At 63.7% G+C, this 15,648-nt stretch carries 13 protein-coding genes, 1 pseudogene and 1 riboswitch; of the genes and pseudogenes, 3 read left to right on the top strand and 11 right to left on the bottom strand.

Going from position 1 to position 15,648, the window contains the following annotated elements; all coding sequences use genetic code 11:
• Nucleotides 1-39: 39 nt before the first annotated feature.
• From NXT3_RS12630 to NXT3_RS12605, 5 genes are all read right to left on the bottom strand, one after another.
• Nucleotides 40-822: a carnitinyl-CoA dehydratase gene (locus tag NXT3_RS12630; RefSeq protein WP_104839448.1), complete on the bottom strand. Its 783-nt coding sequence runs from the start codon at nucleotides 820-822 to the stop codon at nucleotides 40-42.
• Between the two features lie 5 nt (nucleotides 823-827).
• Nucleotides 828-2,891 carry an acetate--CoA ligase family protein gene (locus NXT3_RS12625; protein WP_104839447.1) on the bottom strand — a complete coding sequence of 688 codons (2,064 nt, stop codon included), beginning with the start codon at nucleotides 2,889-2,891 and terminating at the stop codon, nucleotides 828-830.
• Nucleotides 2,892-3,170: 279 nt separating this feature from the next.
• On the bottom strand, nucleotides 3,171-4,331 hold the full coding sequence (locus NXT3_RS12615) for an acyl-CoA dehydrogenase family protein (protein WP_104839446.1): 1,161 nt from the start codon (nucleotides 4,329-4,331) through the stop codon (nucleotides 3,171-3,173).
• 244 nt (nucleotides 4,332-4,575) lie between these two features.
• Entirely contained in the window at nucleotides 4,576-6,066 is a 1,491-nt protein-coding gene (locus tag NXT3_RS12610) for a carnitine 3-dehydrogenase (RefSeq protein ID WP_104839445.1), read from the bottom strand.
• A gap of 231 nt (nucleotides 6,067-6,297) precedes the next feature.
• Nucleotides 6,298-7,200, bottom strand: coding sequence for a 3-dehydrocarnitine:acetyl-CoA trimethylamine transferase BcoG (locus NXT3_RS12605; protein WP_097538058.1), 903 nt, complete (start codon nucleotides 7,198-7,200; stop codon nucleotides 6,298-6,300).
• Nucleotides 7,201-7,309: 109 nt separating this feature from the next.
• On the opposite strand from NXT3_RS12605, the gene NXT3_RS12600 reads away from it, so the two are divergent.
• Nucleotides 7,310-8,281 (top strand): GlxA family transcriptional regulator, encoded by a 972-nt coding sequence (locus NXT3_RS12600; protein WP_104839444.1) that lies wholly within the window; start codon nucleotides 7,310-7,312, stop codon nucleotides 8,279-8,281.
• A gap of 128 nt (nucleotides 8,282-8,409) precedes the next feature.
• On the top strand, nucleotides 8,410-8,736 hold the full coding sequence (locus NXT3_RS12595; protein WP_097525303.1) for a TfoX/Sxy family protein: 327 nt from the start codon (nucleotides 8,410-8,412) through the stop codon (nucleotides 8,734-8,736).
• A 50-nt stretch (nucleotides 8,737-8,786) separates the two neighbouring features.
• On the opposite strand, the gene NXT3_RS12590 is transcribed toward NXT3_RS12595, so the two are convergent.
• The 5 genes and pseudogenes from NXT3_RS12590 to NXT3_RS12570 all read right to left on the bottom strand — a co-directional run bounded on the left by NXT3_RS12590 (nucleotide 8,787) and on the right by NXT3_RS12570 (nucleotide 13,673).
• Nucleotides 8,787-9,548 carry an SDR family NAD(P)-dependent oxidoreductase gene (locus NXT3_RS12590; RefSeq protein WP_104839443.1) on the bottom strand — a complete coding sequence of 254 codons (762 nt, stop codon included), beginning with the start codon at nucleotides 9,546-9,548 and terminating at the stop codon, nucleotides 8,787-8,789.
• Between the two features lie 4 nt (nucleotides 9,549-9,552).
• Nucleotides 9,553-10,371, bottom strand: a complete 819-nt coding sequence (locus NXT3_RS12585) for an ABC transporter permease (RefSeq protein ID WP_037415291.1) — start codon at nucleotides 10,369-10,371, stop codon at nucleotides 9,553-9,555.
• A pseudogene (locus NXT3_RS12580) lies at nucleotides 10,371-11,237 on the bottom strand (ABC transporter permease). Before NXT3_RS12580 ends, NXT3_RS12585 begins: the two are co-directional and overlap by 1 nt.
• A 146-nt stretch (nucleotides 11,238-11,383) precedes the next feature.
• The gene (locus NXT3_RS12575) at nucleotides 11,384-12,544 is read right to left on the bottom strand and encodes a polyamine ABC transporter substrate-binding protein (RefSeq protein ID WP_104839442.1); all 1,161 of its coding nucleotides are present in this window, start codon (nucleotides 12,542-12,544) and stop codon (nucleotides 11,384-11,386) included.
• 52 nt (nucleotides 12,545-12,596) lie between these two features.
• Nucleotides 12,597-13,673, bottom strand: coding sequence for an ABC transporter ATP-binding protein (locus NXT3_RS12570; protein ID WP_097525306.1), 1,077 nt, complete (start codon nucleotides 13,671-13,673; stop codon nucleotides 12,597-12,599).
• A 262-nt stretch (nucleotides 13,674-13,935) separates the two neighbouring features.
• Here NXT3_RS12570 and NXT3_RS12565 point away from each other — a divergent pair, with 262 nt between their 5' ends.
• The gene (locus NXT3_RS12565; RefSeq protein ID WP_423827859.1) at nucleotides 13,936-14,679 is read left to right on the top strand and encodes a helix-turn-helix transcriptional regulator; all 744 of its coding nucleotides are present in this window, start codon (nucleotides 13,936-13,938) and stop codon (nucleotides 14,677-14,679) included.
• Nucleotides 14,680-14,765: 86 nt separating this feature from the next.
• On the opposite strand, the gene NXT3_RS12560 is transcribed toward NXT3_RS12565, so the two are convergent.
• Nucleotides 14,766-15,239 carry a 6,7-dimethyl-8-ribityllumazine synthase gene (locus NXT3_RS12560; RefSeq protein WP_097538063.1) on the bottom strand — a complete coding sequence of 158 codons (474 nt, stop codon included), beginning with the start codon at nucleotides 15,237-15,239 and terminating at the stop codon, nucleotides 14,766-14,768.
• Nucleotides 15,240-15,327: 88 nt separating this feature from the next.
• Nucleotides 15,328-15,591: riboswitch (FMN riboswitch) on the bottom strand.
• Between the last annotated feature and the right edge of the window lie 57 nt (nucleotides 15,592-15,648).

The following is a 15,648-nucleotide window of genomic DNA, read 5'->3' as shown; positions in this document are numbered from 1 at the left end:
TTGTAACGTCCTAAATCATCATTTCCTTCCGCCGGTAAGCTATCGCCCCTTCCAGATGGGATCGCGCTTTTCGGAGAAGGCGCGCGCGCCCTCCAATTGGTCCTCGCTGGAATAGAGCACGTCGACCGTCTTGAGCTGGCGACGGGTGATCTTGTTCATCGTGGTCTGGAAGTCGCGGCCCTCGGCTTCGCGCACGACCTCCTTGATTGCCGCATAGACGAGCGGCGGGCCGCTCTCGAGAAGGCGCGCCAGTTCCCAGGCACGCTCCATCAGCCGGCCTGCGGGCAGGATCTCGTTGACGAAGCCCCAGCGATGGGCCTCCGCGGCCTCGAGCCAGCGCCCGGTCAGGAGCATGTCCATGGCAATGTGGTAGGGGATACGCTTCGGCAGCTTGATCGAGGCGGCGTCGGCAACGGTGCCCGAGCGGATCTCCGGCAGCGCGAAGGTCGCGTGTTCGGCGGCGAGGATGAGGTCGGTCGAAAGGGCGATCTCCAACCCGCCGCCGCAGCAGATGCCGTTGACGGCGGCAATGATCGGCTTGTTGAGGTCGCGAAGCTCCTGCATGCCGCCGAACCCCCCGACACCATAGTCGCCGTCGACCGGATCGCCGTCCGCCGCCGCCTTCAGGTCCCAGCCGGGACAGAAGAATTTTTCGCCGGCGCCGGTGACGATCGCGACCCGGAGCGCCGGATCGTCGCGAAAATCGCGGAAGATCTCACCCATCAGCCGGCTGGTCTTCAGGTCGATGGCGTTCGCCTTCGGCCGGTCGATCGTGACTTCGAGAATGCCACCTTCGCGGCGGGTGAGGATCGGTCCGGTCATAGGCGTCATTTCCTCCGGCGGATCAAGGCATCGGCGGCGACAACTCCATGGCCGTCCGGCAATACCATAATAGGATTGATATCGAGTTCTTCGAGTTTGGAAGCGTTTGCAACGACATAGGATGCCGCGGCTGCGACAGTCCTTGTCAACGCCGCGACATCGCCCTTCGGGCTGCCGCGGTAGCCGCCGAGCAGCTTCCTGACCTTCAGACCGTCGATCGCTGCTTCGATCATCTCTTCGGTGGCGGGTAGCGTCACGATCGCGGAATCATCGAGCAGTTCCACGAGAATACCGCCGGCGCCAATGGTCAGCACCGGACCGGCCACGGGATCGCGCATGGCGCCGATGATCACTTCGGCGACCGGCTTGGCGATCATTTTCTCCACCAGATAGCCGGAGGCGACGGAGGCCATCCCTTCCGCGGCGGCGACGACCTCTTCCCTTTTTGCGAGATTGAGCCTGACGGCACCGGCTTCGGTCTTGTGGGCAACACCGAGGCCCTTGAGCGCGACCGGGAAGCCAAGGGTTTCGGCGACTTCCGCCGCTTCTTTAGGCGTCCGGGCGGTCTTGCCGTTCGGGACCGACACGCCGGCCGCGGCGAGCTCCGCCTTCGCTTCGGCCTCCGTCAACGTCTCGGGATCTCCGCCGCCCATTGCCATCTTGACGAGCGGCGGTGGCGCCGGATTTGCCCAGACGGTGCCGATCGCGGCGGCCGTTTCGGCCGCCGCGAGGGCCTCGTCCAAGCCGAAGAAGGGCACGACGCCGGCTGCCATCAGGGAGAGAGCCGTTTCTTCCGGCATGTTCTCGCCGAGGCTGGCGACGATGCCGGCGACGGCGCCCGTCGCATTGGCGGAGTCGATGACCGCATCGCAGGTCGTTACCCAGTCGGCGGCATCGCAGCGGTCGAGGCGGGGGAAATCGAGCACGACCAGGTTCAGCGCGTAGCCGCCCTGCATCATGGCGGTGAAGGCGGCGGTCTGCTTTTCGCGGTTGCCCCAGACGAAGGTGTGGTAGTCGAGCGGATTGGCGATCGTCACCATCTCGCCGAGGCTTTCCCTGAGCGGCTGGCGCTGCTCCTCCTTGAGCGGTCGGAAGTTCACCCTGCGCCGGACGCCGGCATCCGCCATCAGCGACGCTTCGCCGCCGGAGCAGCTCATCGACGAAATGTCGGCGCTGGGGAGGGTGCCGTGGAGATGCAGGAGCTTCAATGTTTCGAGCAGCTCCGGCAGGGTATCGACGCGGCCGATGCCGAGGCGGGCAAGCAACGCCGAAGAGACGCGGTCGTTACCGGCAAGCGAAGCGGTGTGGGAGACCGTTGCCAGACGAGCGGCCTCCGACTTGCCGACCTTCAGCGTCACGACCGGCTTACGAAGTTCGCGGGCGCGGTGTGCGAGCCTTTCCAAGGCCTCGATGCTGTCGAAGCCTTCGATATGCAGCCCGACGGCGGTGACGCGCGGATCCTCGAGAACGGCGCAGGCGATGTCCGAAAGGCCGGTCTGCGCCTGGTTGCCGGCGGTCATCACATAGGCGAGCGGCAGGCCGCGCTTCTGCATCGAGATGTTGCAGGCGATGTTCGAGGATTGGGTAAGGATCGCGACGCCGCGTTCGACGCGGAGCATGCCGTGCTGATCCGGCCAGAGCAGCGCGCCGTCCAACATGTTGATGAAGCCGTAACAATTGGGTCCGACGATCGGCATGTCGCCGGCCGCCGCGACCAGCGCCTCCTGGAGGTCGTTGCCATCGGCAAGTTCGCTCGCCGCCTCGCGGAAACCGGAGGCGTAGCAGACGGTGCCACCGGCGCCACGCGCCGCGAGATCGCGGATGATCTCTATGGTGAGCGCCCGGTTGACGCCGACGAAGGAAGCATCCGGCGCTTCCGGCAGGTCGGCGACGGAGCGGTAGCAGCGGCGGCCGAGGATTTCATCCTCGCGCGGATGGACCGGCCAGATCTTGCCGGCGAAGCCCATCCTGTCGCATTGCTCGATGACGCGCCGCGCTTCCTTGCCGCCGAAGACGGCGATGGATTGCGGGCGGATGAGGCGATCGAGAGAGCGGGGAGAGGTGGTCATGCGGCGCCCTCGTTGAACGCCTCAAGGGTGCGCGATCCGCGGAATACCCCCCTCTGCCCTGCCGGGCATCTCCCCCGCAAGGGGGGAGATTGGACGGCGCAATGTTTTCGCGAGTCAGTGGCCGTCGAGGAGTGCTTATAGACTATCAATGGGCGGCGGGTCGCCCAGACGGTTGTCTGAAAAAGAAACGGGGTGGTCGCGTCTTGCCGATCTCCCCCCTTGTGGGGGAGATGCCCGGCAGGGCAGAGGGGGGTGACTTGCGGAACGACGACCATTCCCTCACGCCCCCAGCGGCCGCAGCAGATCGCGGCTGATAATGTGCCGCTGAATTTCGGATGTGCCGTCCCAGATGCGCTCGACGCGGGCGTCGCGCCAGAAGCGGGCGAGCGGCAGGTCGTCCATCAGGCCCATGCCGCCATAGATCTGGATCGCCTCGTCGGTGACGCGGGCAAGCATTTCCGTCGCAAAAACCTTGGCTGAGGCGATTTCGCGGTTCGACGGCAGGCCCTGGTCGAGACGCCAGGCGGCAGACAAAGTCAGTAGGTCCGCGGCATCGATCTCGGTTATCATGTCGGCGAGCTTAAAGGAGACGCCCTGATTGGCGCCGATCGGCTTGCCGAACTGCTTGCGCTCGGCGGCGTAGGAGCGCGCGTAGTCGAAGGCGCGGCGGGCCCGGCCGACGGAGGTGGCGGCAACCGTCAGACGGGTGGCATAGAGCCAGTCATTGGCGAGATCGAAGCCCTTGTGGAGTTCGCCGAGAATCTGGGAGGAGGGCAGGCGGCAGTCGTCGAAAGTGAGGATGCAGTTCTTGTAGCCGCGATGTGAAACGGAATTGTAACCGTCGCGGATTTCGAAACCGGGCGTGCCGCGGTCGACGAGGAAGCAGGTGATCTTCTTCTTCGGCCCGCGCGGCGTCTGCTCCTCGCCGGTGGCGATGAAGACGATGACAAAATCGGCGATGTCGGCATGGCTGATGAAGTGCTTGGTGCCATTCACGATCCAGTCGTCGCCGTCGTGCCGGGCGAAGCATTTCATGCCGCGCACATCGGAGCCCGCATCCGGCTCGGTCATCGCAAGCGCATCGAACTTGTCGCCGCGCACGGCGGGCAGCAGATAGCGCTGGCGCTGTTCCTCGTTGCAGGCCATCAGGATGCCGGAGGGGCGGCCAAAGAAGACGGTAAGGCCCATCGAGCCGCGGCCGAGCTCGCGCTCGACGAGCGTGAAGGTGAGGTGATCAAGACCGGCGCCGCCGACCTCTTCGGGAAAATTGCAGGCGAAAAAGCCGAGCTCCTTGCATTTGCGGGCGATCTCCTGGCCGAGCTCGCGCGGTACGGTGCCGGTACGCTCGACCTCGTTTTCATGCGGATAGATCTCGGTCTCGACGAAGCCGCGGACCGTGTCGACGATCATCTGCTGTTCTTCGGTCAGTGCGAAATTCATTGTTCTCCCTCGTCATTTTAGTCCGCCTGTCATCCGGCCGATCTCCCCATCGATCCGCAGGCTTCCCCGGTGCGGCTTTGCCCCTCACCCTAACCCTCTCCCCGCATGCGGGGAGAGGGGACTTTGGCTACCAGCATCCTCCGCCAGCAAAAAGCAGGCCGTTGCGGCATGTCCCTTCTCCCCGTCAGAACCGGGAGAAGGTGCCGGCAGGCGGATGAGGGGCAATCGTCCGCTCTCATCACCTTTACCGCTTCTGCCCCACATGCCGCCCGGCGCCCCCCGGCACCTCAAGCCTCGCATGCCCTTCCGCGATCGGCTTCAGCTTCGCCAGCACATCGGCCGGCGCCGGCGCCGACTTGCCGGCCTTGGCATCGACATGCAGCATTATCTGCTCGGCGGTGGCGATCACGTCGTCCGAGGCGGCATCGTGGATCCGCGTGAAGAAGTGGATGCGCTTTTCGTCGGAGGCGAGAATTTGCAGGGTCGTATAGAGCGCCTGGCCAAGCTTCGCCTCACCGAGATGGCGGATATGGGTCTCCACCGTGTAGTAGCTGTGGCCGGCCTCGACATAGGCGAAGTCGACGCCGATCAATCGCAGCAGCGCATCCGACGTATCGCCGAAGAGCTGCAGATAGCGGTGCTCGGTCATGTGGCCGTTATAGTCGACCCAGGCGGCGTTGACCTTGGTTTCGACGAGGCGCAGCGGGCCGGAGGCGTCATAAGACTTCGATTGATTGCCGCCCTTTGCCCAGAGGCGCGCCTCGAAATCGGCGAGCAGCTTGCCGGCACCCCAGCCTTCACCGCCATTGCCGGCTTTCAGCGCCTGCATGATGCCAACGAGGTTTTCGTCGCGGATGCGTTCCAGTTCGCGGATCGAGCGGCCGGCGGCCTGGGCGTCGGACTGCGCGCCGATCTTCTCGACCAGCGCGTCGTCGAGATCGACGACATCAGTGAACTTCGTCCAGGGCCATTTGAGGCAGGGGCCGAACTGGGCGAGGAAGTGGCGCATGCCGGCTTCGCCGCCGGCGATGCGATAGGTCTCGAAGAGACCCATCTGCGCCCAGCGCATGCCGAAGGAATAGCGCATGACATTATCGAGCGTCTCGGTATCGCAGATGTCGTCCTGGATCAGCCAGAGCGCTTCGCGCCAGAGCGCTTCGAGCAGGCGGTCGCCGACGAAGGCCTCGATCTCCTTGGCGATGACGACGCCCTTCATGCCGATCTCTGCGATGGCTTCCTCGGCGCGCCTGATCGTCTCGGGGGATGTCTTCCTGCCGCCGACGAGCTCGACCAGTGGCAGCAGGTAGACCGGGTTATAAGGGTGGGCGACGAACATGCGCTCGGGATGCTTCATCTCGGCCTGGAGGTCGGACGGCAGCAGGCCCGAGGTCGACGAGCCGATCAACGCGTCGGGGCGGGCGGCTGCGTCGATCTCGGTGATGACGCCGCGCTTCAGCGGCAGCCGTTCGGGCACGCTTTCCTGAATCCAGTCAACATCGTGGACGGCTTCCTCAATGCTCTTGCAGAAGGTGAGATTGCCGCGCGGCGGCAGCGGCGCCATGGTTAGCATGCCATAGGCGCGCTCTGCATTGGCCATGACCTCGCCGATGATGCGCTCGGCTTCTGGATGCGGATCGAAAATGTTGACGTCGATGCCGGCGAGCGCGAAACGCGCCGCCCAGGCCCCGCCGATGACGCCGCCGCCAACGCAGGCGGCCTTGGTGATGATGGTCATTGCCTCTCCATCCAAATCGTTCCGTGGGAGCCCCTCCCGGCCCTTTGGGCCACCCTCCCCACAAGGGGGAGGGGTGGGTGGCTCCGGATCCTCTGCGGCCCTCTCTCCGGCGACTAACCGCGCCGGGGGCCGGCCTTCTTGCGAACATCTCCGCGGAAACATGCGCTTCGTTCGGAGTTCGGCGCCGACGCATGTCGAGCCCTCCCCTTGTGGGGAGGGTTGGGAGGGGTCTTATCTCTTCGTCAGCTTCAGCTTCTCGCGAACCTCCTTGGGCCCGATGATCTTCGCCCCCATGCCCTCGATCACCGACACCGCCTTTTCGACGAGCTGGCCGTTGGTCGCGAGCTGGCCCTTGCCGACATAGAGGTTGTCCTCCAGTCCGACGCGGACATTGCCGCCGGCAAGGATCGCCGCCGCCGGATATGCGAGCGCGTTGCGGCCGATCGAGAAGGCCGAGAAGGTCCAGTTCGCCGGCACGTTGTTGACCATCGCCATGAAGGTGTTGAGGTCGTCGGGTGCGCCCCAGGGAATGCCCATGCAGAGCTGGATCAGCACCGGATCCTCGATCAGACCTTCCTCGACGAGCTGTTTGGCGAACCAGAGATGGCCGGTGTCGAAGGCCTCGATCTCGGGACGCACGCCGAGTGCGGTCATCTGGCGCGCCATCTCGCGCAGCATAGACGGCGTGTTGGTCATCACGTAGTCGCCGAGCGAGAAGTTCATCGTGCCGCAGTCGAGCGTGCAGATCTCCGGCAGACATTCGGCGACATGGGCGACGCGCTCGGTGGCGCCGGCCATGTCGGTGCCTTTCTCGTTGAGCGGGAGAGGGCTTTCGACATTGCCGAAGATCAGGTCTCCGCCCATGCCGGCGGTCAGGTTGAGAACGACGTCGATATCGGCGGAGCGAATGCGGTCGGTCACTTCCCTGTAGAGGTCGAGGCGGCGGGCCGGCGCGCCGGTCTCCGGGTCGCGGACATGGCAATGGACGATCGCAGCACCCGCCTTGGCCGCTTCGACTGCCGCTTCGGCGATCTGTTTCGGCGTGATCGGAACATGGCTGGATTTCGAAACGGTGTCTCCGGAGCCGGTGACGGCGCAGGTGACGAAAACCTCGCGGTTCATGCTGAGCGGCATGGCTGTCTCCCTTTTCGTTGGACCCATTACGAGCCAGAAACGGCGAGGCTGCTTTCCAAAAGTGGAACGATCCTATACATTCTCGGAGACAGCCGGGGGAAGTTTCGCGATGGACGGCAGTGTTTCGCAGGCGCAGCATATCGATTTGCTGATCCTGCCGGAGACCAATCTCATTCTGGTCGCCTCGGTTATCGAGCCGCTGCGCGCCGCCAACCGCATCGTCGGGCGAACGCTCTACAGCTGGACAATGTTCAGCCCGGACGGCGAGGCGATCGAGACGAAAAGCGGCATCCCGATTCCGGTGTCCGGCCCCTTCCGGCCGCAACGCGAAACGGCGCCGCTCTTCGTGCTGTCGAGCTACAACTGGCGGCGCAGCGCTACCTCACAGCTCAAGATGCTGCTGTCGCAGACGGCCCGGCACCGGGAGGCGATGGCCGGCATCGAATCGGGGTCCTGGCTTCTGGCGGAGACGAGCCTGCTCGACGATTTTTCCGCCACGACCCACTGGGAAGACTTCGAGGATTTCGCCAGCGCCTATCCGCAGGTGACGATGGTTCGGGAGCGCTTCGTCATCGATGGCAAGCGCATCACCACCGGCGGCTCGCTGCCCACGCTCGACCTGATGTTGGAAGTGATCCGCCGCGCGCACGGCTATTCGCTGGCGCTCGAAGTCTCGCGTCTCTTCATCTACGAGCAGGAGCGCACGCGCGGCGACCTCTTACAGGTGCCGGCAATCGGCAATATGCGCATCCTTGACGAGCGGGTCGGTGCGGCGGTCAAGCTGATGGAGGAGACGGTCGAGGCGCCGTTGACGCTTGCACGGCTCGCGCGCCGGGTCGGCGTCAGCGCCCGCCACCTGCAGGACCTCTTCAAGGACACCATGGGCGTGGCGCCGCACGAACACTATCTGGCGCTGCGGCTCAATGCGGCGCGCCGCAAGGTGATCGAGACGCGGATGGAGTTCGCCGACATCGCGGCAATTTCCGGCTTCAACTCGTCGTCGTCGTTTTCGCGAAGCTATCGCGCACACTATCGCGAGAGCCCGAGCGAGACACGCCGGCGGCTGAAGCTCAAGAGTTGATTGAACCACTTCAAAGGGCGATTCAGCAGCGGCGTTTTGATGAATCGAATCAGCGATCTATCGCCGGCTCGTGGGAAGGTGATTCAGGCACGCGCCGCCCTGCGGCACAAGAAGGAGGAAGACGACCCATGCGCGACACGGGACTGGAGGAATTGGTAAGGCAAGAACTCGGCGACCGGCCGGGGCTTTCCGAGAAACCGATGTTCGGCGGCCTGGCTTTTCTCGTGAACGGCAATCTCGTCTGCGGCGCACGCGATGACGGGATGCTGGTGCGGCTCGGCAAGGGGAGTGACGACTGGGCGCTGGCGCTGCCCGGCGTCGCCCAGATGGTGATGGGCGAGCGGAGGATGCATGGATGGGTGCGTGCCGGCGCCGAGGCCTATGGCGACGACGCGCTGCGCAAGCGCCTGCTCGATGCGGCGCTCGGCTACGTGCTCTCGCTGCCACCGAAGTGAAAGCTCGCGCAGTTTCTTCTCATCTGCTACCGGAGCAGGATGCCAGTAGCTCAGACGACTGTCTCGCCGCCGTCGACCACAAGGACCTGGCCGGTCATATAAGAGGAACGGTCGGAGACAAGGAAGAGGATCGCTTCGGCGATCTCGTCGACGCTTGCCCACCGTCCGAGCGGCACCTTCTCGCGGATATAGGCCTCGATTGCCTTCCGACCGCCCATCTGCTTGATGAAAGGTTCGTTGAACGGCGTGTCGACCCAGCCGGGGCAGAGTGCGTTTATTCGCACCCCATGTTTCGCGTAGTCGCCGGCCATCTGCCGCGTCATGGCGATGACGGCGTGCTTTGTCGTGGTGTAGGCGATCATCTCACGGTCGTAGAGGACGCCGGAAGAGGACGAGGTGTTGACGACCACGCCGCGCCCCGCCGCCCTCATCGACGGCACGACGAGGCGAGCCGCCATGAAGTGCGCGCGAACGTTCAGGTTCCACGAGCGATCGAAACCCGCCACCTCGACTTGTTCCAGGTCGCCGGCCACCTGGGCGCCGGCATGGTTGTGCAGAATATCGATGCGGCCATGCCGTCGAAGGACGTCGGCAATGCCGTTCGACAGCGCTCCGTCGTCGGTGACGTCGATCGCTAGAGGTTCGGCGCTGCCGCCCTTGGCGGCGATCGATGTCACGGTCTCTTCCGAAGCCTTCGCGCTACGGTCGACGACCACCACATGGGCGCCTTCGCGCGCCATGATGGCGGCACCCGCCTGACCGATTCCGGAGCCGCCGCCGGTCACGATCGCGATCCGGTCTTTCAGGATCATGGTTTCACTCCCCGGATTTGCTTTTCGTCTCGCGCATCAGCACGCGCGCAGTCAGGATCAGGAGAAGCGACGCGACGAGAACCAAGGTTGCGATCGCATTGATCTCCGGCGTCACGCCGCGACGGATCGAGGCGAAGACATAGATAGGCAAGGTGGTCTTCGAGCCTGCGACGAAGAAGGCGATGATGAAATCGTCGAAGGAGAAGGTGAAGGCGAGCAGGAAGCCGGCAAGAATCGAGGGAAGGATCTGCGGCAGCACAATCAGTCGGAAGGTGGTGAGCGGCGTCGCGTAGAGATCGCTGGACGCCTCGACGATGTCACGGCCGAGACTGGCGATCCGCGCCTTCACGATCATGGCGACGAGTGCCATCGAGAACAGCCCATGGGCGGCGATGATAGAGCCGTAGCCAAGACCGAGTTGTGGCGGGTGATCGCCCGGCCAGATCGTCGCGAGCGCTGGATTAACGAAGGAGAAGACGGCGACCAGCGCCACGAGCGTGGCGATTCCGATGACGACACCCGGAACGACGATGGCAGCGGCGAAGAGGGCATCGAAGAAGGCTCGCATGCGCGGCCCGAGGCGCTCCATGCCAAGCGCCGCCATGGTCCCGAAGACCGCCGCAAGCGCAGCGCTCGTGAAGGCGATCATTAGGCTGTTCTGCAGTGCTGAAACCAGGAAGGTGTTGCTGAGAGCCTTGCCGTACCAGGCAGCGGAGAAGCCGGTGAACTCGCTCGCATTGCGCCCCGCATTGAAGGAGAACAGAACGACGAGCGCGATCGGCGCATAGAGGAAGAGATAGACGGAGGAGACGAGGGCACGCATCAGACGAGATCCACCTGTCTTGTTCCGGCGACCTTCCAGGCGATGCGCATCGCCACCATGAGCACGACGACGACGACGGCAACCAGCGTGACGGCGATCGCCGAGCCGAAGGGCCAGTTGCGTGATTGCAGGAAGAGATCGACCAGCGCGTTGCCGATGAAGAAGACCTTGCCGCCGCCGAGAAGCTGGGGGATCAGATATTCGCCGAGGAGCAGGATCGTCACCAGCGCGATGCCGGTCATGACGCCCGGGAGCGATAGCGGCAGGGTGACGCCGAGGAAGCTGGAAACCGGCTTGGCGCCAAGATCGGCGGAAGCCTCAAGAAGCCGCCGGTCGAGTTTCTCGAGGCTCACATAGATCGGCATGATCATCAGCGGCAGCTAGCCGTAGACGATACCGAGCAGCACGGCGCCGGGCGTGTTGAGCATGCGCACGTCCTCGATGCCGATCATCGCGAGCAGATTGGGAATGCCGCGCGAGCCGAGGATGTACATCCAGGCATAGGTGCGCACCAGAAGGCTCGTCCAGAACGGCACGACGACCAGCGATACGAGGATCAGGCGATAGCGCGGGTTTGCCCTGACGGCGAGGTAGTAGGCGACAGGATAGGCCACCAGAAGGCAGAGCAGAGCGCCGGCTGGCGCAAGCATCAGCGTGTTCCAGAAGGCTGCGGCGCGCGTCGGCAGGTTTGCGAACTGGGCGAAGGTGAAAGCCGCCTGATAGCCGCCTTCCGGCGCCCGCTCGCCGAAAGCGAAGACGAGCATGGCGATGAAGGGGAGAACGAGAAAGACACAAAGCCACGCCGCCGCCGGCGCTACCAGCGCCGCCGTCACCAGGTTCCTCTTCGTGTTCTTTGCCGCACGCATGTCAGTCCGTTGAAACGTGTATTGAACTGGGCCCTCATCCAGCCCGCCGGCCACCTTCTCCCCTTCGAACGGGGAGAGGGAACCCGCGGCGCCCGTCCCCTCTCCCGCTGGCGGGGAAGGCTAGGGTGAGAGGCGAACTTTCGACCTCACGCCGACTTGAAGCGGGCCATCAGTTCGGCGCGACCGGGATCTGTCAGCGTCACCGCGGCGCCGAATTCGAGCGGCGTCAGCGCCGCCTCGTCCGGATAGACGATCTTGTTCGACGTCACCTCCGGTGGCAGCAACTTCAAGACGCGGCTGTCGGTCGTCGGCGCGCCGTTGGCGATGTGCTCCTTGACGGCGTTTTCGGGCATCATCAGATAGTTGAGCAGCGCATAGCCGGCGGGCTTGTTGGCCGCACTCTTCGGGATCGCGTAGAAATCCGACCAGATTTCGCCGCCATCCTTGCCGAGCACGAATTGGATTTCCGGCATGTCGCGGTTGAGCTGGGCGCCGTCATTGGTCCAGCACATTGTCATCCAGGCGTCCGTCGCCCGCATCGCCGGCTGGTAGTCGCTGTTGATCGCGTAGAGATGCGGCTTGACCTTGATCAGCAGCTCCTCGGCCTTGGCGAGTTCCTCCGGCTTGATTGAGTTAAAGGAAAATCCAAGCGAGACGAGTGCGTTGCCGATGGTGGTGAGCTGGTAGTCATGCACCATGGCGCGACCGTCGGCCTCGGCCATCGCCACCTCGAAGAACTCCTTCCAGCTCGTAACCGGCTTTTTGATCTTGTCGCTGTTCACGGCAATGCCGGTCGTGCCCCAGTTCTTCGGCACCGCATAGGTCTTGCCGTCGATGACGCCTTCATTGGTGAAGCGGGCGTTTTCCGTCGAGGCGTCGTAGTTCGGGAGCTTCGACAGGTCGAGCTCATCGATGAGGCCGAGCTTTGCATAGGTCGAAATCGTGTAATTGGTCGGGACGAAGAGGTCCCAACCGGTGCCGCCTGCCTGCAGCTTCGCAAGCATTTCCTCGTTCGAGCCGAAAACGTTGACTTCTACGGCGACGCCAGTCGCGGCCCTGAAGGCTTCGAAGGTGGCGGGATCATGATAGTTCGGCCAGGTCGCGAGCGACATCTGCGTGCCGAGGTCTTCGGCAAAAGCCGTCGCGTTGAAGAGGCCGGGCGCGCGCGCCAGGACGGCAGTGGCAAGCCCGAGGCCGGTGACGCCGAGAAAATGGCGGCGGGTCACCGAGCCGCGTTTCAGGCGCATCACCTCGTCCGCAAGCTTTTCCGCGGTGATCGGGGCATTCTCTCTGTACCACTTGGTCATGATGCTGTTCCCTTGTCGTTGGCATGCATTTGATGGCAGAGCGTCGGCCCGTTCAGGCCGGAAAGACATGCATTGCGTTGGGATCGAAGCGGAGTCCGATCCTTTCTCCAGGTTCTGCGAGGTCGGACTCATCCAGGCTGCGGCGGTCGGCGGTCACCAGAAAATCGCCAAGCCCGTCAACCTCGACGGAGTATTCGACCGATGAGCCGAGGAAGATGCGGTGGGTCACCGTGCCATGCAGCGTGGCGGTATCGTCACGCACAAGGCTTATCGATTCCGGACGGAGCGCCACCATGGCCGCACCCGCGGTTCCATTGGCACGCGCGGGCTTTGCCAAACCGACGCCATTTGCCAGCCGCACCGCATTCGCGCCGGGCTCGACCGTCGCTTCGATGCGATTGGTCTTGCCGACGAAATCGGCGACGAAAAGATTCGCCGGGCGATCGTAGATTTCCTGCGGCGGCCCGATCTGGACCACTCGCCCGGCATTCATAACGCAGACGAGATCGCTCATCGACAGCGCTTCTTCCTGGTCGTGCGTGACGAGCATGAAGGTGATGCCGAGCTCGCGCTGGAGGCTCTGGAGTTCGATCTGCATCGCTGTGCGCAGCTTCTTGTCGAGCGCGGCAAGAGGCTCATCGAGGAGCAACACCTTCGGCTTGTTGACGATGGCGCGGGCAAGCGCCACGCGCTGTTGCTGTCCGCCCGACATCTCGTGAATGCGGCGCTTGCCGAAGCCGGCAAGACGGACCATCTCCAGCGCCTCCCGGGCGCGGCGGCTGATTTCGGCCGCCGCAATGCGCGGGCGCATTTGCTTCAGCCCGTAGGCGACGTTCTGCTCGACATCAAGATGGGGGAACAGCGCGTATTGCTGGAAGACCATATTGACCGGGCGCCGATAGGCCGGCACGCCGTTCATAGGCTGGCCACCGATATAGACCATCCCCGCGCTTGGCTGTTCGAAGCCGCCGATCATTCGCAGGCAGGTGGTCTTGCCGCAGCCGGACGGGCCGAGCAGCGCGACGAAAGCCCCCTTGGGCACCCCGAGGCTGATATCCGACACCGCCGTCACGCTGCCATAGCGTTTGGCGACCGAACGGAATTCGATGTCGTTTGAATCGGATGTCACGTCTGTTCCCTGCGGCGCTATTATAGGAATCGGACGCGGTCCTTGCGCCTCCTGTTCCCACCGTCATTGCTGACAGCCTAGTCACCGGAAGCCGCGTCGGTATATACCCCGAGAGAGGTATTCCCGCCGGAATTTGCTTGTGAAAGGAGTATACCCTGGTTAAGCCGTCCAAGTGGCAGCGCAGGGGACTGGGGAGGGCGGTTTGGGCGTCGACTTCGAGAAGCTTTTCCAGGCCCTGGCGCCGTTGATGAATGGTTCGGCGATGGGCGACGAGGCCGTCGGCACTGCGTTCCGCCGGCTGATGTCGAGCCTGATAGCCTTCGACTATGTCGTCGTCTTCGCCTATCGTGGCAAGGAGCGTCCGCTTGATCTCTACAGTACTTTCGATGCCAAGGACCATGTGCTCTTCGTGAGCCTCTACCAGGCGGGTCCATACCTGCTCGATCCCTTCTATCATGCCGCCTGTGCGCCCCGACCTGGCGTGTGGCGGATGCGGGAGCTGGCGCCCGATCGCTTTTTCTCCAGCGAATATTACCGCACCTATTATGTGCAGACCGGGCTTGCGGAGGAGGTGGGTTTCTTCGTTCCGATCAGCGAACAGGTCACCGTCGTGCTATCGCTGATGCGGCGGGAGGCGACCGGCCCTTTCGGCGCCGCCGAGTTTGCCCTGCTCAAGAGGGCCGAGCCCTTGGTGGCCGCACTCGCTCGCCATCATTGGGCCGACCTCGACCACCGATTCGACGCGGCGCTCGCGAAAACCGGTCGCAGCCGCCGCAAGGCTTTGCATCCGCCCGCGGACGGGGTCTGGCAACATCTCAACCTCACCGATCGAGAAGCGGCAATCATCGAACTGGTCCTGCAGGGGCATTCATCGGAGTCGATCGGATTAAGGCTCGGCATCTCGACCGGGACCGTCAAAGTCCATCGGCGCAACGTTTATCGCAAGCTCGGAATTTCCTCGCAAACGCAGCTGCTGTCGCTCTACATCAAGAATCTCGGCCACTGACACCTGTCGGTAGCCGCATTATTGGCGAGGCAAAAAAGGGCGCGCCAGCCGGCTGCGCCCTCTCCTTTGCGTCGATTTGTAGTCCGTCAGGCGTTGACCAGCGCCAACTTGGCGCGCGCGTCGAGAATTTGTGCGCAGGCATTCGCAGCTTCTTCGCCCTTGACGACGAAATGGTCGCGGAAGAAGGCGATCAGCGGCTCGCTTTCCTGGAAGTTGTGCGGCGTCAACACTGCGGAGAGCACCGGCACGTCCGTGTCGAGCTGGACGCGCATCATGCCGTCCAGCACGATTCCGGCGACGAAGTCGTGGCGATAGATGCCGCCGTTGACGACGAAGGCGGTGCCGAGGATCGCCGAATAGCGTCCGGTCTTGGCGAGCTTCTGCGTATGCAGCGGAATTTCCAGCGCTCCCGGCACGTCGAAGATCTCGATGTCGGCCGCGTTGCCGCCGAGCTTCGACCACTGGGCGACGAAGGCGTCGACGCACTGGTCGACGATGTCGGCGTGCCAGCGGGCACGGACGATCGCGATCTTGGTGGAGGGGTGGGAAAGAATGGTCATGGTCTCAAGCCTTTCAGGGTTGGCGTTTGTTCCAATGATCCCGTCGGGCGAACATGCATGCACGACAACCCCGCAAAGGGTTCGCACTGCTTGCTCTCTTCCATCCGGACTGTGACCGTCGGCTCCGGAATCTGACCGGATCTGCTGACCTTCAGACACTGCACAGTTCCTTAAATCGAGATCGATTTAAGGACAGAATCATGCAGCAACTCAAAGTGCTACAGCGACCTTTGCGCGTCCATGGACGCGCGGAGCTGCATTGCCTGAAGCGCTCGCGGGCTTCGATCATCAGACCGCTGGTCCGCCGATCGCTACCGCCGGTGGGGAATTTCACCCCGCCCTGAGAACGCGTGCGACTATATACGGAGAGCAGCGCCCGTCAAACGCAGGCTCCGACGAAAATGCGAGA

The organism is Sinorhizobium fredii, from assembly GCF_002944405.1.
Taxonomy (GTDB): Bacteria; Pseudomonadota; Alphaproteobacteria; order Rhizobiales; family Rhizobiaceae; genus Sinorhizobium; species Sinorhizobium fredii_C.
The sequence above is the reverse complement of the archived record's forward strand: the minus strand, read 5'-3'. Positions and strand labels throughout refer to the sequence as shown.